Origin of the sequence: Paenibacillus sp. FSL R7-0340 (genome assembly GCF_038002205.1) — a bacterium.
In the GTDB taxonomy this organism is placed as follows: Bacteria; Bacillota; Bacilli; order Paenibacillales; family Paenibacillaceae; genus Paenibacillus; species Paenibacillus polymyxa_B.
On sequence record NZ_JBBOBY010000001.1, the window covers coordinates 2,072,808 to 2,092,504 of the forward strand.

Sequence of the window (19,697 nt, forward strand, 5' to 3'; positions counted from 1 at the left end):
CAGGCACGGATGGGCACCTGCCTACATACAATAAACAGACCGCAAGCCCGGTAAGTAACAAAGGCCGGTAAGTTCGCAACTACCTCAGGAGGTGTCATCCGTGCCCGGACTATTTAGCGCTATCGCTCTGTTCATCAAGGAATTGACGCTACTCGTTTCCTACGTGAAAAACAACGCCTTTCCGCAGCCATTGACTGAGAAAGAGGAAGCTCGACACCTAAAGCTGTTTGCCGAAGGCAATGCACACTCCCGTAACACACTCATTGAGCATAACCTACGGCTGGTGGCCCATATTGTGAAAAAATTCGATAACACCGGCGAAGATTTGGAGGATCTTATATCCATCGGCACCATCGGACTGATCAAGGCCATCGAAAGCTTTCAGACCGGGAAAGGCACCAAGCTGGCAACTTTTGCAGCCCGTTGTATAGAAAATGAAATCCTGATGCATTTGCGATCTCTGAAAAAAACACGCAAAGACGTATCACTCCACGATCCTATAGGGACTGATAAGGAAGGCAACGAGATTACTTTGATTGATATCCTCGGCACCGAGGCGGACGATATTGTAGATAAAGTACAACTTAAAATCGAGAAGAGTAAAATCTATCGCAACCTGGATATTTTAGATGAGCGTGAAAAAGAAGTGGTGATTGGCCGTTTCGGTCTGGAAGCCGGAGGAGAGGAACGAACACAGCGGGAAATTGCCAGAGAGCTGGGGATTTCGCGTTCGTATGTGTCCCGCATTGAAAAGCGTGCATTAATGAAGCTGTACCATGAATTTTACAAGCAGAAGGGGTAATGGATAAGGAGATATATGAAGCCGCTTGAGGCCCTTAACAGGGCCTTTTTAGGTCTTTTTCATAGTTCAATTACTTGCTTCTTTTCAGAGGCGTGTTTAAATTGCATCCCCCTCTGCCCATCCAATATTCTTATATAAGGCTATCCTATAAAAACAACTGCTCCTTTACGCTGAAAAGCGCTAGGCAATTTTTCTATAAGTGTGGTTACTCGTTCAATAAGCTTTAATTCCCGAATATCTTTAATACTGTCAAGATGGGGAATATCAGATGAACTATTCTTTGTTGCTCATGTAGAGAACGCGTTGTTTTCTAGTTCATTAATTCGATTCCGGGTCTTTGTTCAAATGATCTCTAAAAAGGATCTTCTCCTGACCAGTGAACAGCATACGCTTGTCTTTTTGTTTTTATCAACATGCTCAGTACTCGTACACTGTTTTTTTCGCTTAAATAATAACTATTTTGCTATGTATTTTCATTTAAAACGCAAATAAAAGCCTGTAGTGTTTTTCTACACTACAGGATAAAAATGCTTGATATTATTGGGTATTTTCACTTCATCAGGACAAGCTCCTTCGCTAGTTGGCTCTATTGGATTGAATTTATTTTCCTACATACTCATCCAAAAAGCGATCTACTCTTTTGAAATATTCAGTGGGGTAATGGTTGATGGCATCGATGTGCTCCGTATTTTGCGGGTACCATACTTCTGCTTTTGGGTTATCTTTTAAGGACTCGTAAATAATTTCTGTATTTTTATAACTAATTTGCTGATCTCCAGTACCATGAATAAGCATAACTGGCTTGTCTTGCATCTTTTTTACCGCATCCATAGGAGATATGGAATCAAGATCAACCTTAAAGGCCCAATTTGCCATCCATGTCGATGTATAACTGAATGGAAACGCAGGTAAACCTGAAAAGAAGGGCAAACCCTCTCTCAGAAATAGACCAGCATTACGAAAAGGACTATCTGCAATTACGGCTTTGATGTCATCACTTTCACTAGCGGCTAGCAAAGAAGTAGCAGCACCCATTGAAAAGCCAATAACTCCAATGTTATCACCCGTATGGTCTCTCGATTTTAAATAGCTTACAGCTCCTAGCAAATCGTATTTTTCATTGAGGCCCAGTGTAATCAAATCACCATCGGATTTACCTTGTGAGCTGAGGTCAAATGCCAATACATTGTAGCCTTTCGGAACGAAATGCTCTACTAACTTTTGGGTCCGCCCTTTGACTAAACGATTGCTCGTATATCCATGGACGACAATAATCGTCTTATTACTTGATTTACCAGGAAGACCACTTGCAGGAAAGAAGGAACCTCTAATCGTATTATCATTTTTCAAACTCTTGAACTCGACCTCTTCGTAGGGAGTTTTATCCATATTCAATTCGTAGCTGACATTAGTGTCTCTAGGATGGTGCAACAAGGTGTCTACTACTTTATAAGATATAAAAAATACAAGAGCCATCACAAGCAAAAGCACGATCCCTAGGCTCCATAAAATTTTCTTTCGTTTTTTTACACGAACGTTAAATGTTAGATCGGGTTGTAATGATGCCTGACTCATTCAGACTCCTCCAGTTTTTCTTTAGGTTGTATGGGTGCGAACAAATAAAAGGCATGCCCCTTCAGATTTTCCCACTCGGGATGATGAATAATACTTTCTGCAAGAGTTAAGCCCACTCCATTTAAGAAAGAGATATAGGCACGAGAGATCATTGCTGGAGAAAAGCTTTTGTTGAATTCTCCCATTAACTGTCCCTTGGCATAGACGCATTCGATCGCATCTGTCATTACCTTTATACTTTCAAGGACCTTCTGTGTAAGTTCAGGGAATCTTATTCGTTGTCCTAAGACAGATTGAACAAGCCGCAATTCATTTATATAGAAGTAGATATGGTTGAATTGTTCTGCCACCATGTTCTTAATCAATACGCCCGGCGTCTCCTCTTGTTGTAGACAAGCAAGCGATTTCGCCTGAATATCAGCAAGCGGCTCAAGAACAGCGGCGTAGTATAAAGCTTCTTTGCTAGGGAAATATTGAAAAATGGTTCCAGGAGTCACTCCCACACTCTGCGCAATGATTGCCGTTGTGGTATTAGAATATCCACTTTCTGCGAACAGGACAACAGCTTCTTCTAGGATACGTTTACGCCGCTCCAGTCTTTTTTCTTCATTGATGGGTCTTGCCAAATGTATTCCCCTCTCTTTAAACTAAACTTTCATTAATTAAATGATTGATTATTTAATTAATAATATATCTTAAATTACGACTTATAGCAAGAGTGAATTTATCTTACTTACGAGCAGGGTGAACCTCAACAATAAAAATAAGCCGTAGTGCTGCCCAACATGCGCCTCCGGCTTGTTTTTATCAGGTTATTTTGGATGAGTACATTGAAAGCTTTCGGACCGGGAAAGGCACCAAGCTGGCAACATTTGCAGCCCGTTGTATAGAAAATGAAATCCTGATGCATTTGCGATCTCTGAAAAAAACACGCAAAGACGTATCTCTCCACGATCCTATAGGGACTGAAAAGGAAGTCACGAATTGAAAAGCGCGCGCTGATGAAGTTGTACCATGAGTTTTACAAACAGAAGGGGTAATGGATAAGGAGATATATGAAGCCGCTTGAGGCCCTAATCAGGGCCTTTTTTCATTACTTGTATTTCGAACAGAATTCAAAAGGGTATGGGTAGAGCGCAGGATCATGATTATGACATCAGCTGGACGAATAACCTTACGGAACGCGGACGTAGTGGCGAGTCTAAATTTTCGCACGATGACTCTACGAGAAAATTTGTTTATACTTTAACTACTTAATAGTGAATGCAATGGATATGAGGTGGAACTAATGATTCTGGTAAGTTCGTGTTTGGCGGGCATGAAGGTACGATATAACGGGACGGATAGCCTGGATGTACATATTCAGAAGTTGGTAGAGGAAAAGAAGGCTATGACAATCTGTCCTGAGCTTTTGGGGGGCTTTGTGACTCCGAGAGAGCCTGCTGAGATTGTTGGAGGGACAGGGGAGGATGTGCTGAACGGCACAGCCAAGGTGTTCGAGTTTTCAGGCAACGATGTCAGCGATATGTACATTAGAGGTGCGTACGAAGCCCTGAATATAGCCAGAGAGGTTAACGCAACATTTGTTGTTTTAAAAGAAAATAGCCCTTCCTGCGGATCAGCAGCAATATATAATGGGTCATTCGAAAATCGTAAAATAGCAGGTAACGGGGTAACCTCGGCTTTGTTAAAAAAGGAAGGCTTTAAGGTCATATCGGAAGAACAAATATCGGATATTTTCTTGGATTAAAATATATAAGAGTAGATCAAGCGCCTTGCTAGCTTACAGGCTTATACCTGCGAGCGCAAGACGCTTGTTTGTGCTATGTGCCGCTATACGAATAGACATCACATTATTTAAGCTTTAATGCAAGAATTCCTAGGTATTCCTTGAGGGCTGTTCCGGTTGTAGACATGGCCCCAGCAGACGGCGAGAGCTTGCCAGCATACAGTGACAGCTTTTCACTTGCCAGATAGTCGGTAGGATAAGCTATGACCTGCACGCCTGCACGCTGAAATTCCAGTGCAGCACGTGGCATATGGAAAGCGGAGGTCACCAGAACAGGTCTAGTGAGTTGATGTTTTCCCAAAATTTGCGATGTATATACGGCATTTTGCTGTGTGTTCAAAGAACGGTTTTCGATCAGGATGTCCTTTGCCGGAATACCGAGTCCTAGTAGCTGCCTCTGCGCAATATTTGCTTCATTACCACTGTCTCCAAACACTTGCCCGCCGGAGAAAAGAATAGGTAAGCCTGTTGCTTCGTGCAGTCGGGCCGCAGTGAGCAGTCGATTAGCCGCAGATCCTAGCAGATTGCCTTGTCCATTGATGTCGGGGGTTCCCTGTGTGGCTCCGCCCCCAAGTACGACAATGACATCGCCTTGAACGGTACGGGGTTGTGAGTACTGTTTTTCCAGGCTACTGATTAACAAATCTCCAGCCAAATTGGTCGAGGAAACATACAGCAGCAATGTGACAAGAAGCAATACGACCGCAGGTATACGTGCCCTTTTCCATAGCCAGATCACGAGCCCTGCCATCACCAGGATGAACAAACCGGGAGGGAGCACAAAGCTGTACAAAAATTTGATGATATAAATCAAGTGCAGACAACCTCCTATCCTTATAAGCTTTATCTATCTTTTTGGTATATTGTAACATAGGAAAATGACTGGATTCCTCTGTCCGAAGACATACCTCGATGAACAAGCGGGCATGAAAGGTGGAGCTTTCCAATACATATTTTTTGTTTGATAAAGTCGTTCTGTAGGCGTAGTATATAAAGTCTAGTGATTTTTTTCATAGAGGAGCGAGAGCGTCATGGGAGAGTTAACGACAGCCAAGCGGATAATGATGATCGCGCTGCTGGTTGTATTATGGGGCATTTCTTGGCCCATTTATAAAGTCGCATTGGAATTCACACCTCCACTGTTGTTTGCAGGGCTACGTACACTGCTGGGCGGTCTGCTGTTGGGAGTGATTTTAGTACCGAGATGGAATCGCATTCGTTGGAAAGAAAATTGGCGGGTGTATGCTATTTCAGGTATTTTTAACGTGGTACTGTTTTATGGCCTGCAAACAGTGGGACTGATGTACGTCCCCTCCGGCTTGTTTTCTGTGCTGGTATATCTCCAGCCTGTGTTGGTCGGTATTTTTGCATGGATGTGGCTAGGGGAAGCGATGTCCAGACTCAAGGTGATTGGATTGATCATCGGATTTTTGGGCGTTGCAGCTGTCAGTGTGGGCGGATTTTCAGGGCATGTGGCTGTGGCAGGTGTAATCATCGCCATTATTACAGCCGTGAGCTGGGCATTGGGAACGGTATATGTGAAAAAGGTAAACCAGCGTGTGGATTCGCTGTGGCTGGTTGCATTCCAATGTACACTGGGAGGCATCGTGCTGACGGGAGCTGGAACGGTGACGGAAAACTGGTCGGATATCGTATGGAATGTCCCGTATGTGTCAGGGCTGATATTCGGCACGGTGTTGGGAATTTCACTTTCCTGGTTGCTGTATTTCACACTTGTTAATTCAGGGGATGCGAGTAAGGTTGCGTCTTATACGTTTTTGGTGCCTGTGATCTCGGTGTTTGTCAGCTCGTTGGTGCTGGGCGAAGCGATTACGGCTTTCCTGCTTATCGGGTTAATCTTAATCGGGCTTAGCATTTATTTGGTTAATCGCAGAGCGAGAGTAGTACGACAAGCTTGAGCGTAGTAGTTGAAACCAAGAGATTGAAAGATAGAACTTGAAACTATAGTAACAACAAGGGACTCTTGCACAGTAGCAGGGTCCCTTTTTATATGCCGACAGGAGACACAGCTACGTGGGCTTTGACCTGCCTAATTCGAGAGTTTAAGGGGTTTCCTCCCTGGGGAGTTGGTTAAGATTATGATATGGATGACAGCATACAACCAAGCAAAGAAGGGAGATGCGGACGATGGCACGAAAATTGTTGATTACAGGTGCAGCAGGTACAATTGGGAAAGTATTGTATGAAGGGCTAAAAGCGGAAGGTAAATATGAAATAATCGCTGCTGATGTGAAGAGGGATGAAGAGGCAGGGATTGTGGAAATGGATATACATGATGCTGCACGACTGGCTGAGCTTACACGCGGAGTGGATACGGTACTGCATTTTGCATGGATCAAGGATGAAGGGGATTTCCTCGGCAAAGTGCTGTCTGGCAATGTTAGTGGAGCCTACAAGCTGTATGAAGCTGCGGTGAAAAATGGGGTAAAACGCATTGTTTTTGCCAGTTCCAATCATGCCACAGGGTTTTATAAAGTAGGCGAAAGTATAGATGTAGAAGATCCCTACCGACCCGACAGTTTTTATGGATTGAGTAAGTGCTACATTGAACTGTTAGGACGGCTGTATGCCGATCAGGGCAAAATATCTTCAATGAATATCCGTATCGGAAATTTTCCTGGAGATGATCGGCCCCATTCGGAGCGCGCCGCTCATATTTGGATCTCCGAGCGCGATATGATCCGTCTGACTGTCTGCTGTATCGAAGCTCGTCCGGAGATGAGCTATCTTAATTTGTACGGTACGTCAGCCAATACGGATAATTATTATGACATTGGCTACTTGGAAGAACTAATCGGATATAAGCCGCAGGATAATGCCGCTGAGCTGCTGGAGCAGGCAAAGAAAATCGGATTTTGGGTAAAACAGGATGAAACCACATTCCAGGGTGGGCAAAAGGAGTAGAGTAGATCGTTCAAATATGCTTTATGAATAGGCTTAAGGCGTCGATTAGACGCCTCATATTACACAAAACTTCACAAATATCCGAATTGTTCACTCCTCAGGACACTCCTTTGTTCATGAAGCATGAGAGGCTTCACTTTTCATTTTGAATGCGCTTACATAAAATATAGTTATACGGCGGCGGTGCTACAAACTTTGCTGTCGGTAACGTATACAGAGGGGGAGTGACTCACATTGAATCAGCCTATGCCCAAAAATTCTGCAATGCTTACAACGGATTCCCGCCTGAACGGTAAGAGGCTGGGAACGGGTAGGAAACACGGGTTCTTCTATGAACTGTTCCGCAATCGGGTATTATTTTTGATGTTGTTGCCCACTTTAATTTTTTTCTTCATTAATTCCTACATTCCTATGGTGGGTATTTATTATGCATTTACCCAGTTCGACTTTAATACCAGCCTGTTTGATGCCAAGTTCGTCGGACTCCAAAATTTTCGCTTTCTATGGCAATCCGGCACACTGACAAAACTGACATTGAATACGGTCGGATACAATGCAGCGTTTATTTTACTCGGTAACGTGCTAGCGATTGTTCTCGCTATTTTGCTGAATGAGCTGAGAGGCCGCTACTTTAAAAAGATCGCTCAATCCGTGATGTTCCTGCCTTATTTTGTTTCTTTCGTTATTCTAAGTGTTATCGTGTATAACATATTTAATTATGATAATGGTTTCCTGAATACGCTGCTGCTGCAATTTGGTGGTGAACGCGTGGATGTATACAACAAACCATGGGTATGGATTTTCCTGATTATCCTGTTCTATTTATGGAAAAATCTCGGCTACAGTATGGTGATCTATCTGGCAGCGATTACAGGTATCAGTGACGAATATTATGAGGCAGCTAAAATGGATGGGGCCAACATTTTTCAACGAATCTGGTACATTACCGTTCCTATGCTTAAATCGACATTCGTTGTGCTGCTGTTGTTTGCGCTTGGTAGTATTATGAAAGGACAATTTGATCTTTTTTATCAGTTAATCGGCAACAATGGGGTGCTGTACAATACGACGGATATTTTGGACACTTATGTGTACCGTTCGCTGAAAGTGACTTTTGATGTGGGGATGGCTTCGGCGGCAGGCGTATACCAATCATTATTCGGCTTTGTACTGATCATGACCGTGAACTATATCATCCGCAAGTTGAACGACGAGTATGCCTTATTCTAGAAAGGAGGACCCAAACGGATGGCGATCAAAGAGGATGTATACACTCGAATTTTTAAAATTATCTCTTATGTGATTATCATTATTGCTTCCATTGCTTGTTTACTCCCGTTTCTACTTATTATTTCGGCTTCACTGACCAGTAATGAATCGATTATCAGGGATGGATATCACTTTATACCACAGCAATTCTCACTGGAAGGTTACCGGACGGTGTTCACCTTTCCTGAAGAGGTGTTAAGGGCATACGGGGTGACGATTTTTACCACGGTTGTAGGTACGACGTTGGGCCTGTTCCTGATGACGATGGCAGGATATGTGCTGGCACGCAAAGATTTTAAATACCGTAATGCGTTTTCATTCTATATTTACTTTACGACGCTGTTCGGAGGCGGTTTGGTACCTTGGTACATTATGCTGACGAAGTATTTAGGATTGCTTGATACGTATACAGTGCTTATTTTCCCGGGATTGATGACTCCGTTTCTGATCATTTTAATGAAAAACTTCATTCGTTCCTCCATGCCGGAAGAGCTGTTCGAGTCCGCTAAAATTGACGGTGCGGGTGATTTTAAAATTTACTATCGAATTGTGTTGCCTTTATCTACACCGGGTATTGCCACTGTGGGACTGTTTCTGGCCTTGGCTTACTGGAATGACTGGTTCTCATCCTCACTCTTTATTAACGATCCGCATAAATACCAGTTGCAATATTATCTGTATAATGTAATTAACTCCATGCAATTTATCGCTCAAATGGGTGCAGGTACTGGCGTAACCCTTTCCAACGATATGCCGACAGAGTCGACCAAAATGGCAATGGCTATCGTGGTTACCGGACCTATTTTGCTGCTGTACCCGTTCGTACAGCGCTATTTTGTTAAGGGATTGACCATTGGTGCGGTAAAAGGCTAAAGTGGCACTCAAGGACTGTGATGGCATGACGTGCTGACGTTGTGCCATCTAAATAGCACTCTTTGTAAGCGTTTTATTTAATCAGACTACCATTTCAAAGGGAGGATTCACATGACATTCACAAAGAAAAGAAAACAACGCATGTCCATCCTGATTGCAGTAATGGTCATCACGGCGCTATTAGCCGGATGTGGAGGAGGTAGTGGAAACAGCGCTCAAAAAGCAAATGGAGAGGATGATAAATCCCAGAAAGTACAGCTGCAATTTTATATGCTGGGGGATGCTCCTAAGGACCTGCCTACCATTGAGACAGAGATCAATAAGTTGGCGGAAAAAGATCTGAATGCCACCGTCAAATTTAACTATACGACGTGGACAGACTGGGATCAAAAATATAAGCTGTTATTGTCTTCGGGTCAGCCTATCGACCTGATCTTCACTGCAGATTGGACGCAGTATCAGGCCTATGCCAAAAAGGGCGCATTCCTGCCGCTAGACGATCTGCTGCCTAAGGCTGCACCTGCCTTGCAAAAATTTGTGCCTCAGGACATGTGGGATGGAGTTAAAATCGGAGGCAAAATTTATACCGTGCCTGGCACGTATAAAGAATATGTCACAAACGGTTTTGTATGGCGTGAGGATTTACGTGAGAAGTACAATTTGCCTAAACCGACAGATATGAAAAGTTATGAGGCTTATATGGATGGGATACGTCAGCATGAGCCAAATATGAAAACCGTATCTCTGAACAGCGATATTAAGGGAAATCTGCATGATCGATATACCGAATTAGTAACGAAGAGCGTGGGCACACTGCCTTACGGTATCGGTATTAAATACGAAAAACCAACAGAGGTATATAAATTTTGGGGCTCGGATGAACAAAAGGAAGAGCTGAACACTTACAAACGCTGGGCCGATAAAGGATTCATTCCCAAAAACGTATTAAACGTAAAAGATACGCTTCAGGATCAAGTGACTTCTGGTAAAGCAGCGAGTATTTTCGGTGACAATCCAACCCGGTTTAATGATATGGTCATTAAGCTCAAAGCATCTCACCCGGACTGGAAGCTCGAGTACTACCCATTCCCTTTGACGACAGGTTATGCAACTCCAGTGCATCCGATTCATAACGGCTTTGCGATTCCAAAAAGCAGCCCGAATCCAGCGCGCGCATTGGCCTTTTATGAAAAGCTGGTGACGGACAAACGCTATAACCTGCTCACGCAATATGGTATTGAAGGCAAAAACTACGAAGTCAAAGATGGTTACTACCAAATGATAGGTAGCGGCAGTACTAATGGATTTTCACGCGAAGGTATGAATAGTTGGGCTTGGCGTAACCCGGAATACATGCTGTTTGATTCTGGTTTTGACCGTGTGAAGAAAATTTTTGCCGAGCTGGATAAAATCCAGAAGCCTGACCTGTTTACCGGCTTTGCAGAGGACTACACGACATATCAAGCAGAAAAAGCAGCTCTAGAACAGGTTGAGAAGCAATATCTGTATCCGCTCCAAGCTGGACTGATCGACAATGTAGATCAAGGCTTGCAGACCTTCTTGCAAAAGGCAAACCAAGCTGGTTTGGAGAAAATTCAAACCGAATATACAAAACAATGGGAAGCCTATGTAAAGGAGAAGGGGATTAAATAAAACATAAAGAATTGTGATAAAGAAAAAAGCAAGTCTCCAGAAAGTTGGAGGCTTGCTTTTTTAATGTCAGTCTATTTTTTGGGAGCAATGTTCCGTTCTCGGAGCAGGCGTGTAGAGCAGTTTACTTATTGCGCATTTGCTTTAGAACGGCGAAAATCTGTCGGTGTTACGCCCAAGCTACGTTTGAACATACGATGGAAATAAGAGCTACTCGCAAATCCGGTTTGTTCTGCTACGTCAGCTACGGACCAGTCGGTCTGTTCCAGCAGCTCACAGGCCTTGCGAATACGAAGTTGTTGGATGACGTCCACGATAGTTGACATGGTCTGTTGCTTATATAGCCTACTGACATAGATCGGCGACATATCCAGTTCTTCCGCAATCTGATTGAGACAAAAATTGGGATCCGTATAGGCTTGCTCCATTCGTTCATTAATTTGCCGTACCAGTCGTTCCTGCTTCGTGTTTCGTTTTTCCGATAGACTGGAGCGAATATGATCAAAGACCAATTGATAATGATCAATAAGATTCTCAGCGGTCTCTAACCGATCAGCGGATGGTAATTCAGATTTAGATTCTATAGCAAATCCATTGAGCTCACTGATATGCCGAACAGCATTATTTACACTCATGATGAGCCGGGATATCGCCACTTGAACAGAGGAAAAAGGATATTTTTCCATATGCATCAATAATTCTTTGAACATACTGTGTGCATCCTTTGTATGACCAGACAGTAGCATATCTAACATTTTTTTCTCTTTATCGGCTGGATATACGTAAGTATTTTGGATATCCTCGTCTGTAGTGTTTTGAGCATTAATAATGCATCTGTGCCCCTGAAAAAATCGGTGCATAGATGCGTCTTGTACTTGGCGATACAGCAGATGCAGCCGTTCTGGTTGACTTGTGATGGCACTGTAAGTCAGTGAAACGCTCAGCTTCAAATATTCAAAGCAAGCTTCACGTATTTGGCGTAATAAAGTTTCTAGCAGTACAGTGTCTGTATGTTCTGCGGGATCGAGAATGTTAAGCATCAGCAGTACACTGTCCTCATCCATATCAACGGTCTCCACCTGGTACGTCTGTCCGCATATTTCAGAAGCAATGTTCATGATTGCAAACTTATAGGGTAGCAGATCAGGTCCACGTTCGCTTTGCCATCGGGTATATTCATCTATGCGCAGCAGCACAAGGCGGTAGTCTTTGTCAAACTGGAACGTAATCCCAAGCTCGCGCAATCGTTCCGGTTCTTCACCGGTAGGAAGATTTCGGATTCCCCGGATCACATTTCTTAAAATGTTTTGCCGGATCGTGTACATACTGTTTCGTTTCTCTGATTCCAGTGAATTCATATGCACAACAATTTGGCCAATAGGCGTATACAGCATTTTGGACAGCAGCCACGAAGCCACGAATCCTGCCAATGCAATGATGGCGGCTATCAGTAACATCGCATTACGAATAACACTTGCCATCTTGATAACGCTTTCATATGGTGTGACACTAATATACTGCCAACCTAGTCCATCTGGAGAGGTGTAGGAAATGAGGGATCTTTTACCATGAAAGTCTTCTACAAAATAGCCTGTTTCTTGTTTTTTGACTCTCGTGTGCAGCCATAGCTGTTCTTTTTCGTTCAAAGTTTCGTCTGTCAGTGTTGTACCAGACAACAGTCTACCTTGATCGTCTAAAATATAAGCGGTCCCGCCTGAGATTGGATTCGCCGCCATTTCCTTGTTCATCCATGCCGCCGACACATTCACAATCACAGCCGAATTTATTGCTTCGTTCGAGTTAATTGCGTCATAACATAAATACGTATAGGCTGCGATATCTGGGCTTGCTTGCTCTACTTCAGCTCTGGAGTCTGAGGCAGACAGCAGCGGATACGTGCGTGGAATAGGCGTAAAGGGTTTATAGTCCTGATAATGATCCAGCACGCGAATGATATCTGTATCAGCTAGTTCATGTTTGCTGAATAACCCGTTTTGACCTTGTGAGGACGCAATGTAGAAGGTGCCGCTTTTAGGGTTAAACACGTAGATGGATTCGATATACGGCATGGAATTAAGATAATTGTTCAATTCGGTCATGGCAGCGGTTACATCATATACATTAGGTTTTGGATAATACAACAACTTGGACAGGGTACTGCTGCGATACATTTGGAATGCCAACGATTGAGCAATAGATGTCATGTTAATAACCTCTCTGCTTCTCAACGTCAAGCTGTTGTGATTGGCCTCGAATGCCTGCTCCTTCTCCACGCGAATATAGTAAAAATAATACACAGTGGTGGATACCAGCAACGTTAGCGTAATACATAACGTAATGCTGACCAGCAATTTGCTGTGAAGCTTGTGATGCTTTTTGAAATTGCTCATATGAACAGGCCTCCTGTCTGTGTGCACGTAGCTGTAAAGTACACCCTATTTATGTATTCATTATACGTGTGATCTTGTGAACAGGACAGTGAACAAACCGATTCTTTGTGAAAAATAATAATTTTTTAGTAAAAAGGCCAGGAACACTTATACGCATTGGATTGCGTCGGTTCCCGGCCGGGTTTGTCTATTCAAATAAAAGAAGAAAGATGACGGTACTACAATTAGTCAGGAAATTGAACGTTACCTTTAACGATATAGGCTCCGCCTGTACCATTTTCCGCTAGAGCTGGGATTGTATCGTTCAGCACGACACCGCGGATGTCCGTAATCCGTATTTTCAGAGGTTGTTTTCCTAAGTTAGTACCTAGAAAGTGGTTGTAATCCTGTTTTTCGAGATTGAGCCATTGTCCGTTTTGTTGGACTTCCATCTTCAAGACTGGATATTTATGATTGCGTACTTGAATGGCTGCCCACCATTGGCTGCTGCCTTCTTTAATGCGGTAGGAGACATTGCCGTTAACCGGAGCTTTGACAACTTTCCATGAAATATTGATTTTTCCGTCTATTTGATTTCCAATCAGGTTGAACGCGTTTGGGGACAGATCGAGCGCGCCACTTGGACCTTCAGGGTAAAGATCAGTTACATATACGGTTGTTTTCCCTTTGGGACCTTGAACTTCCAAATAGGCTCCAGCTAATGCAGCTTTGATTCCGTTATAATTCAGTTGTGTGCGGTTAAGCGCTGTAATTTTGGCATCCGAAGGGATGGGATCAAGCAGTAATGCCCCTCCAGAGTAACCTGATCCCGTATATGTGGCGTACCCCGTGTATGTATCATTCCAAGCAGCTGAAGCGGGAAGGGCGAATAATACAAGACTTAGCAACGATGTCAGACCGATGGTTTTGAACTTTCGGAACGTCGATTTTTTTTGCATAATCATTTCCTCCTTATTCATTTAATAGATTCATATAGTAAATATAAACACTATATTACCTAATATTTCAAATTGTACAATAGGACTTTGAGGCAAAAAGAAAATATTGAAGATGTTTGTCAACATACTCATAGGCCATATGGCGTGTTTTTTTAGAAATGGTTGTACAGATAAAGAATAAGGGGAGGATTAAGTAATGAGGACGAAACTAGGACTTTTGAATGAAGTCTTTTAAATAGAATAAGCGAACTATTGTTCTCCTTTTGTTTGTCGTATACAATCGAATCATGCTCATTCAAATGGAGTGATGTTGAACTCTGTTGTATGCTGCAACGAAAGGATGTTTTGCACCATGATGGGAAGAGCCCATTTGATTATTGGAACCGGGGTCTCCCTGTCGGTATTAGCTCTAAGTGGATACGAAGTGACCCCGGCTGCCGTGGCAGCTGCTGTGGTCGGTTCACTGTTGCCGGATATTGACGAGCCTAACTCCATGCTCGTGAGCCGAGCGCTACCAACCAAAATGCTTAGGCTCGTACAGCTTCTAATGATTGGGGCTGCTGGTTGGGTATTTTTTACCCGTTTGGCTCCACTTCCATGGAATCTTGTGTTGGCTTTGCTGATGATCAGTGCTTCTTTTATGCCTTCACGATCCATGCGCAAGGTTATTATCTTTTTAATTGGTATCGGCCTAGCCTGGTATGGAGAATCATATGCACCTTGGAATTATATCGCCGGGTGTCTGCTGATCATTTGTACGCTAGTCCCACATCGGGGGTTGACACATACGGTATACGGAACCGTCGCATGGACTGCGCTGCTTTATGGTACGACACGTTTGCACGGTGACAGCATATGGCTGGCTGGAGGTATGGCGTACTTGCTGCATTTACTGGCAGATTCCTTGACGAATAATGGAATTAAACCTTTGCCGCCGTTTAAATGGAAGCTGCGATTTAAATTGATGAGTACTGGAACCCGGAAGGGAGCTAAGGTAGAAAACGTCTGCGTTGCTTTAACTACTGTACTTGTAGTGATTGCTTTGCTTCGTTATAAGCATTTGATTTGATATGTTCTATCTTTTGTTTCTATTAAATTAAAAAAACAGTCAATGCACGTTGTACGTGTCTTGACTGTTTTTTTATAGATTGCGATTCTCTGTTACACCTTAGGCTCGTTCAATAATGGTATTCAGCGTTGTACGATCCAGATTTTGAACCAGCTTGATGATCAGCTCTTTGGCTGCATCATAATCATCAGTGTGAATAATGGACGAGGAAGTATGGATGTATCGTCCACAGATGCCTATGACGGTGGATGGCACGCCAATTCCGCTCAAGTGTACTTGGCCTGCATCGGTTCCCCCTGTGGAGATGAAATATTGATACTTGATTTTGTGAGTTTCCGCCATGTCTTGCACGTATTCCACAATTCCGCGATGTGTAATCATACCCGGATCAAATACCCGCAGCAGTGCGCCTTTACCGAGGTGCCCGTAAGCATTCGGGTCGCCGCCCATATCGTTGGCTGCACTGCAATCCAGTGCAAAGAATATATCCGGCTGAATCAGATTGGCCGCTGTGCGGGCACCACGCAGTCCCACTTCTTCTTGAACAGTGGCCCCTGCATACAATGTATTGGGAAGCTTGTCTTTTTCTTTATGTAATGCTTCAAGTAGTTCAATAGCCAAGCCTACACCGTAGCGGTTATCCCACGCTTTAGCCATGATTTTTTTAGGATTTGCCAGTGGAGTGAAATCACAGATCGGCGCAATGGCCGTTCCTGGTACGATCCCCAGATCTTGCGCTTCTTGTCTGCTGTCTACGCCGATATCCAGATACATATGCTTGATGTCCATAGGTTTGCTGCGTTGCGATTCATCCAGCAAATGAGGCGAGACAGAGCCAACTACACCGATAACTGGGCCTTTTGGAGTTAATACTTGAAGACGTTGTGACATAATGGCTTGGCTCCACCAGCCTCCAACCGGCTGAAAACGAATCATTCCATTTTCCGTAATACCATTCACGATAAAACCGACTTCATCCAGATGGCCTGCCACCATTACTCGTGGTCCACTCTCTTGGCCGCGAAGCACCCCAAAAAGACTCCCCAATCGATCTTGCACGATTTCATCGGTATAACCGGATATCCGTTCCTTAACCCATGCCCGCAACTCACGCTCATGTCCAGGAATGGAAGGAAACTCCGTTAAGGTTTTAAACAATTCCAATGTTTTTGATTCCATGATGTATACCTCACTCCTTATTAATTAACCAGTGGTCGTCATGTATTCAGTATGAATGGATTTGTATCGAATGTCCACGATATCATTTTCCTGACATAACATTTCTCCAAAAAGCTCATAATGAAAAAGACCCAAGCAATTCGAACCGCCAAGCGCGAAAACTTACAGACAAGGGGTGGTGAATGATGCCAGCTAAATCAGGGCAGCGCGGTTTTCGTACCAATACGTCGCCGCTGTCCATAAATGAGAAGGACTATCAGAATATTTCACAAAAGCATGAACCCTCGAGGAAAGTATTTGCCAATTGTGTGCGCGCTTTTCTGGTTGGAGGCGGGATATGTGTGATTGGACAGGCGATTCAAGAGGCTTTTATGGCAGGAATGCACATATCAGCCAAGGAGGCCGCCCCGCCAACCTCATCCATGATGATCTTGCTGGCGGTCATATTAACCTGTATCGGGGTTTACGATAAGGTTGCCCAATGGGCGGGCGCGGGAACCGCTGTGCCAATTACAGGCTTTGCTAACTCCATGTGTTCGGCTGCATTGGAATATCGTTCTGAGGGACTGGTGCTCGGAGTGGGCGCGAATATGTTCAAGCTGGCAGGCTCAGTTATCGTATTCGGGGTGGTGGCCGCATTTATCGTAGGCGTTATATATGCCATCCTTGGTGTGGGAGGCAATCACTTATGAGAAGACAGGGAGGACAAACCTGGAAGTTTGAATCAAGACCGCGCATCATTGGAAGTGCCACCGTTGTGGGCCCGGATGAAGGAGAGGGACCGTTATCCACAGATTTTGATTATATTTATGACAATATAGAAATCAACGAGAAAACGTGGGAAAAAGCGGAACGTAGATTGATTGAGCATTCTACAGAGCTGGCGCTAATTAATGCGAATTTGAACAAAGAAGAAGTACAGTTTTTTATTAGTGGTGATCTGATGAATCAGATTATCAGTAGCTCCTTCTCGGCTAGCAAGCTGGCCATTCCCTATTTGGGTGTTTTTGGAGCCTGCTCAACATCAATGGAAAGCTTAGCCTTAGCCGCACTTATTGTGGACTCAGAGGCCGGTGACTACGTGATGGCGGGTACGACCAGCCATAACTGTACTGTAGAAAAACAATTCCGCTATCCTAATGAATACGGATCACAGAAGCCCCCTACGGCTCAGTATACTGTTACCGGTTCCGGCGCCGCAATTGTAGGACATGCCAAGTCAGGGACGGTGGTGGATTGTGCTACCATTGGACGTGTAATGGATATGGGCATTAAAGACCCCTTTAATATGGGTGGAGCAATGGCTCCCGCGGCTGCGGATACGCTGTTGTCTCATTTTCGAGATACTGGCCGTGACCCTGGTTACTATGATCTCATTGTAACGGGCGATTTAGCCTCAGTGGGGCTACCGATTGCCAAGGAGCTGCTCAAAAAAGATGGGTTCGATATGAATCAGACGGAATTTAATGATTGCGGTTTACTGATTTACGATATCAATAAGCAAAAGAAAGTCATTGCAGGAGGCAGTGGTTGTGGCTGCTCGGCTGTTGTAACCTACGGGCATTTGTTGAAGCGGATCGAAAAAGGAGAGCTTCAAAAGGTACTGGTCGTGGCGACCGGAGCGTTATTATCTCCTTTGACTACACAGCAGGGTGAAAGCATTCCTTGTGTTGCACATGCTGTAGCTTTTGAAGCGGGAGGAACGGTATGATATTTCTATGGGCTTTTTTAGTGGGTGGTGCCATTTGTGTCGTAGGCCAGTTGATGATGGATGTGTTCAAAATGACGCCGGCACATACGATGAGTACGTTGGTAGTTGCAGGTGCAATTGCTGATGCTGTTGGGATATACGATCCGCTTATTAAATTTGCAGGGGCGGGTGCGACCATTCCAATTACCAGTTTTGGTAACTCACTTGTACACGGCGCATTAACGGAATTGGAGAAGGACGGATGGTTGGGTGTCATTACAGGGATCTTTAGTCTGACAAGTGCAGGAATTTCCTCTGCGATTATTTTCTCTTTTCTGGCATGCTTGTTTGTTCGTCCAAAAGGAAGCATATAGAAGCAGCGTACTTAGAAATGACATAAAAATAAATGATTATATACATGTGCCCTTCGGATCTAATGACCGAAGGGTTTTTAATTGTTCTGCACATGAAAGATCGAAAGAAGGATGGAGTTTGAATAATACGGGCAGGGGGTTAAGTGTACTCTGTGCCCGCCTTCATGTACAATAATAGGAAACATGTTGCTATCTAGGAGGTTTACAGAGCTATGCCCGTACGTCAAGAATCTGTGCAGATTGTATCTGCAATCCGTTCTAATCTGGAATCATGTATATTAGGTAAATCCTTTGAAATAAAATTACTGCTTACGGCTATGCTGGCGGGTGGACACATTCTGATCGAGGACGTTCCGGGTACGGGGAAAACGCAAATGATCAAGGCGCTTGCCAAATCCATGCGCGGTGATTACCGCCGTGTTCAATGTAATCCTGATATTCTCCCGAGTGATATTACAGGGGTATCCATATTTCATCCACGGGACGAGCGTTTTTATTTCCGTCCGGGTCCTGTGATGACTAATATTTTGCTGGCGGACGAAATTAACCGAGCGACGACGAAAACCCAGTCGGCTCTGCTGGAGGTTATGGAGGAACGCAGTGTGACGGTGGATGGGGACACGCATATGTTGCCTCATCCTTTTATGCTGTGTGCGACACAAAATCCGATTGATTTTGAAGGCACTTATATGCTGCCGGAAGCACAGTTAGATCGTTTTATGCTCAAAATCAGCTTGGGTTATCCTGACATGGAGACGGAGCGAAACATGCTGCTTCATCATCAGGCAGGCCAGCCAGCAGACCGTCTGGAGGCTGTAGCTCATATGGAGCAGGTTGCTGACATCCAGCAGGAAATTAGAGGAATTTATATGGACGAAGCAGTGACGTCCTATTTACTTGATATCGTGCGTGCGACAAGAGAACATCCATCCGTGCTGCTGGGAGCTAGCCCCCGGGCGGCGCTTGCTTTTGTAATGGCTGCGAAGGCATACGCTTTTCTGGACAACCGTGACTATGTGCTGCCTGATGATGTCAAGGCGCTGGCACCTTATGTGCTAACGCATCGTTTGTTGCTGCGTCCCGAGGCGCGTCTGGACAGTTCCAATGCCCAGTCCGTGCTCCAAGCTGTCCTTCGGCAGGTTCATGTACCCGTACGAATGGAGCGTCCTTAGGG

Annotated in this window: 18 protein-coding genes and 1 pseudogene; 13 read left to right on the forward strand and 6 right to left on the reverse strand. The window is 44.2% G+C overall.

All coding sequences use genetic code 11. The features are described 5' to 3' along the window. The first annotated feature begins 100 nt into the window (after positions 1–100). Positions 101–802 carry an RNA polymerase sporulation sigma factor SigK gene (gene sigK, locus MKX59_RS09210; RefSeq protein WP_013311218.1) on the forward strand — a complete coding sequence of 234 codons (702 nt, stop codon included), beginning with the start codon at positions 101–103 and terminating at the stop codon, positions 800–802. A 600-nt stretch (positions 803–1,402) separates the two neighbouring features. On the opposite strand, the gene MKX59_RS09215 is transcribed toward sigK, so the two are convergent. Both MKX59_RS09215 and MKX59_RS09220 read right to left on the reverse strand, forming a co-directional pair. After that, on the reverse strand, positions 1,403–2,377 hold the full coding sequence (locus MKX59_RS09215; protein ID WP_160790182.1) for an alpha/beta hydrolase: 975 nt from the start codon (positions 2,375–2,377) through the stop codon (positions 1,403–1,405). Continuing rightward, positions 2,374–3,003: a TetR/AcrR family transcriptional regulator gene (locus MKX59_RS09220; protein WP_023989549.1), complete on the reverse strand. Its 630-nt coding sequence runs from the start codon at positions 3,001–3,003 to the stop codon at positions 2,374–2,376. The genes MKX59_RS09215 and MKX59_RS09220 overlap by 4 nt, the downstream gene beginning before the upstream one ends. Before the next feature lie 203 nt (positions 3,004–3,206). On the opposite strand from MKX59_RS09220, the pseudogene MKX59_RS09225 reads away from it, so the two are divergent. Together MKX59_RS09225 and MKX59_RS09230 are read left to right on the forward strand one after the other, a co-directional pair. Then, positions 3,207–3,353, forward strand: a pseudogene (locus MKX59_RS09225) (sigma factor); the annotation flags it as partial. Positions 3,354–3,665: 312 nt separating this feature from the next. Further along, positions 3,666–4,127: a DUF523 domain-containing protein gene (locus MKX59_RS09230; RefSeq protein WP_340858304.1), complete on the forward strand. Its 462-nt coding sequence runs from the start codon at positions 3,666–3,668 to the stop codon at positions 4,125–4,127. A 103-nt stretch (positions 4,128–4,230) separates the two neighbouring features. On the opposite strand, the gene MKX59_RS09235 is transcribed toward MKX59_RS09230, so the two are convergent. Next, positions 4,231–4,980 (reverse strand): YdcF family protein, encoded by a 750-nt coding sequence (locus MKX59_RS09235; protein WP_340858305.1) that lies wholly within the window; start codon positions 4,978–4,980, stop codon positions 4,231–4,233. 217 nt (positions 4,981–5,197) lie between these two features. On the opposite strand from MKX59_RS09235, the gene MKX59_RS09240 reads away from it, so the two are divergent. The 5 genes from MKX59_RS09240 (at position 5,198) to MKX59_RS09260 (ending at position 10,886) form a co-directional block, all read left to right on the forward strand. Continuing rightward, positions 5,198–6,085 carry a DMT family transporter gene (locus MKX59_RS09240; RefSeq protein ID WP_053325808.1) on the forward strand — a complete coding sequence of 296 codons (888 nt, stop codon included), beginning with the start codon at positions 5,198–5,200 and terminating at the stop codon, positions 6,083–6,085. Positions 6,086–6,314: 229 nt separating this feature from the next. Next, positions 6,315–7,091, forward strand: a complete 777-nt coding sequence (locus MKX59_RS09245) for an NAD-dependent epimerase/dehydratase family protein (RefSeq protein WP_053325807.1) — start codon at positions 6,315–6,317, stop codon at positions 7,089–7,091. A gap of 234 nt (positions 7,092–7,325) precedes the next feature. After that, a complete protein-coding gene (locus MKX59_RS09250; protein WP_023989544.1) occupies positions 7,326–8,321 on the forward strand; it encodes an ABC transporter permease in 996 nt (331 codons plus the stop codon). A gap of 18 nt (positions 8,322–8,339) precedes the next feature. Beyond that, entirely contained in the window at positions 8,340–9,233 is an 894-nt protein-coding gene (locus tag MKX59_RS09255) for a carbohydrate ABC transporter permease (protein ID WP_013311212.1), read from the forward strand. A 111-nt stretch (positions 9,234–9,344) separates the two neighbouring features. Further along, positions 9,345–10,886 carry an extracellular solute-binding protein gene (locus tag MKX59_RS09260; protein ID WP_023989543.1) on the forward strand — a complete coding sequence of 514 codons (1,542 nt, stop codon included), beginning with the start codon at positions 9,345–9,347 and terminating at the stop codon, positions 10,884–10,886. 125 nt (positions 10,887–11,011) lie between these two features. On the opposite strand, the gene MKX59_RS09265 is transcribed toward MKX59_RS09260, so the two are convergent. Further along, entirely contained in the window at positions 11,012–13,273 is a 2,262-nt protein-coding gene (locus MKX59_RS09265) for an AraC family transcriptional regulator (RefSeq protein WP_340858306.1), read from the reverse strand. 224 nt (positions 13,274–13,497) lie between these two features. Beyond that, the gene (locus tag MKX59_RS09270) at positions 13,498–14,211 is read right to left on the reverse strand and encodes an expansin EXLX1 family cellulose-binding protein (protein ID WP_023989541.1); all 714 of its coding nucleotides are present in this window, start codon (positions 14,209–14,211) and stop codon (positions 13,498–13,500) included. A gap of 352 nt (positions 14,212–14,563) precedes the next feature. Here MKX59_RS09270 and MKX59_RS09275 point away from each other — a divergent pair, with 352 nt between their 5' ends. Next, positions 14,564–15,280: a metal-dependent hydrolase gene (locus MKX59_RS09275; protein ID WP_340858307.1), complete on the forward strand. Its 717-nt coding sequence runs from the start codon at positions 14,564–14,566 to the stop codon at positions 15,278–15,280. Between the two features lie 99 nt (positions 15,281–15,379). Here MKX59_RS09275 and MKX59_RS09280 read toward each other — a convergent pair whose 3' ends face one another. Next, the gene (locus tag MKX59_RS09280) at positions 15,380–16,459 is read right to left on the reverse strand and encodes a M42 family metallopeptidase (RefSeq protein WP_029515385.1); all 1,080 of its coding nucleotides are present in this window, start codon (positions 16,457–16,459) and stop codon (positions 15,380–15,382) included. A gap of 185 nt (positions 16,460–16,644) precedes the next feature. Between MKX59_RS09280 and spoVAC the strand changes: the two genes are divergently transcribed. From spoVAC to MKX59_RS09300, 4 genes are all read left to right on the forward strand, one after another. Then, positions 16,645–17,151 (forward strand): stage V sporulation protein AC, encoded by a 507-nt coding sequence (gene spoVAC, locus MKX59_RS09285; RefSeq protein ID WP_023989538.1) that lies wholly within the window; start codon positions 16,645–16,647, stop codon positions 17,149–17,151. Continuing rightward, positions 17,148–18,170, forward strand: coding sequence for a stage V sporulation protein AD (gene spoVAD / locus MKX59_RS09290; RefSeq protein WP_023989537.1), 1,023 nt, complete (start codon positions 17,148–17,150; stop codon positions 18,168–18,170). The genes spoVAC and spoVAD overlap by 4 nt, the downstream gene beginning before the upstream one ends. After that, the gene (gene spoVAE / locus MKX59_RS09295; RefSeq protein WP_013311204.1) at positions 18,167–18,523 is read left to right on the forward strand and encodes a stage V sporulation protein AE; all 357 of its coding nucleotides are present in this window, start codon (positions 18,167–18,169) and stop codon (positions 18,521–18,523) included. Before spoVAD ends, spoVAE begins: the two co-directional genes overlap by 4 nt. A gap of 212 nt (positions 18,524–18,735) precedes the next feature. Next, a complete protein-coding gene (locus MKX59_RS09300; protein ID WP_028540432.1) occupies positions 18,736–19,695 on the forward strand; it encodes an AAA family ATPase in 960 nt (319 codons plus the stop codon). Positions 19,696–19,697 lie beyond the last annotated feature (2 nt).

Excerpts from the sequence above, each read along its gene's own strand:
- MKX59_RS09215 (WP_160790182.1), bottom strand. The coding sequence starts at position 2,377 with ATGAGTCAGGCATCATTACAACCCGATCTAACATTTAACGTTCGTGTA.
- MKX59_RS09230 (WP_340858304.1), top strand. The coding sequence starts at position 3,666 with ATGATTCTGGTAAGTTCGTGTTTGGCGGGCATGAAGGTACGATATAAC.
- MKX59_RS09240 (WP_053325808.1), top strand. The coding sequence starts at position 5,198 with ATGGGAGAGTTAACGACAGCCAAGCGGATAATGATGATCGCGCTGCTG.
- MKX59_RS09245 (WP_053325807.1), top strand. The coding sequence starts at position 6,315 with ATGGCACGAAAATTGTTGATTACAGGTGCAGCAGGTACAATTGGGAAA.
- MKX59_RS09255 (WP_013311212.1), top strand. The coding sequence starts at position 8,340 with ATGGCGATCAAAGAGGATGTATACACTCGAATTTTTAAAATTATCTCT.
- MKX59_RS09260 (WP_023989543.1), top strand. The coding sequence starts at position 9,345 with ATGACATTCACAAAGAAAAGAAAACAACGCATGTCCATCCTGATTGCA.
- MKX59_RS09265 (WP_340858306.1), bottom strand. The coding sequence starts at position 13,273 with ATGAGCAATTTCAAAAAGCATCACAAGCTTCACAGCAAATTGCTGGTC.
- MKX59_RS09270 (WP_023989541.1), bottom strand. The coding sequence starts at position 14,211 with ATGCAAAAAAAATCGACGTTCCGAAAGTTCAAAACCATCGGTCTGACA.
- MKX59_RS09275 (WP_340858307.1), top strand. The coding sequence starts at position 14,564 with ATGATGGGAAGAGCCCATTTGATTATTGGAACCGGGGTCTCCCTGTCG.
- MKX59_RS09280 (WP_029515385.1), bottom strand. The coding sequence starts at position 16,459 with ATGGAATCAAAAACATTGGAATTGTTTAAAACCTTAACGGAGTTTCCT.
- spoVAC (WP_023989538.1), top strand. The coding sequence starts at position 16,645 with ATGCCAGCTAAATCAGGGCAGCGCGGTTTTCGTACCAATACGTCGCCG.
- spoVAD (WP_023989537.1), top strand. The coding sequence starts at position 17,148 with ATGAGAAGACAGGGAGGACAAACCTGGAAGTTTGAATCAAGACCGCGC.
- spoVAE (WP_013311204.1), top strand. The coding sequence starts at position 18,167 with ATGATATTTCTATGGGCTTTTTTAGTGGGTGGTGCCATTTGTGTCGTA.
- MKX59_RS09300 (WP_028540432.1), top strand. The coding sequence starts at position 18,736 with ATGCCCGTACGTCAAGAATCTGTGCAGATTGTATCTGCAATCCGTTCT.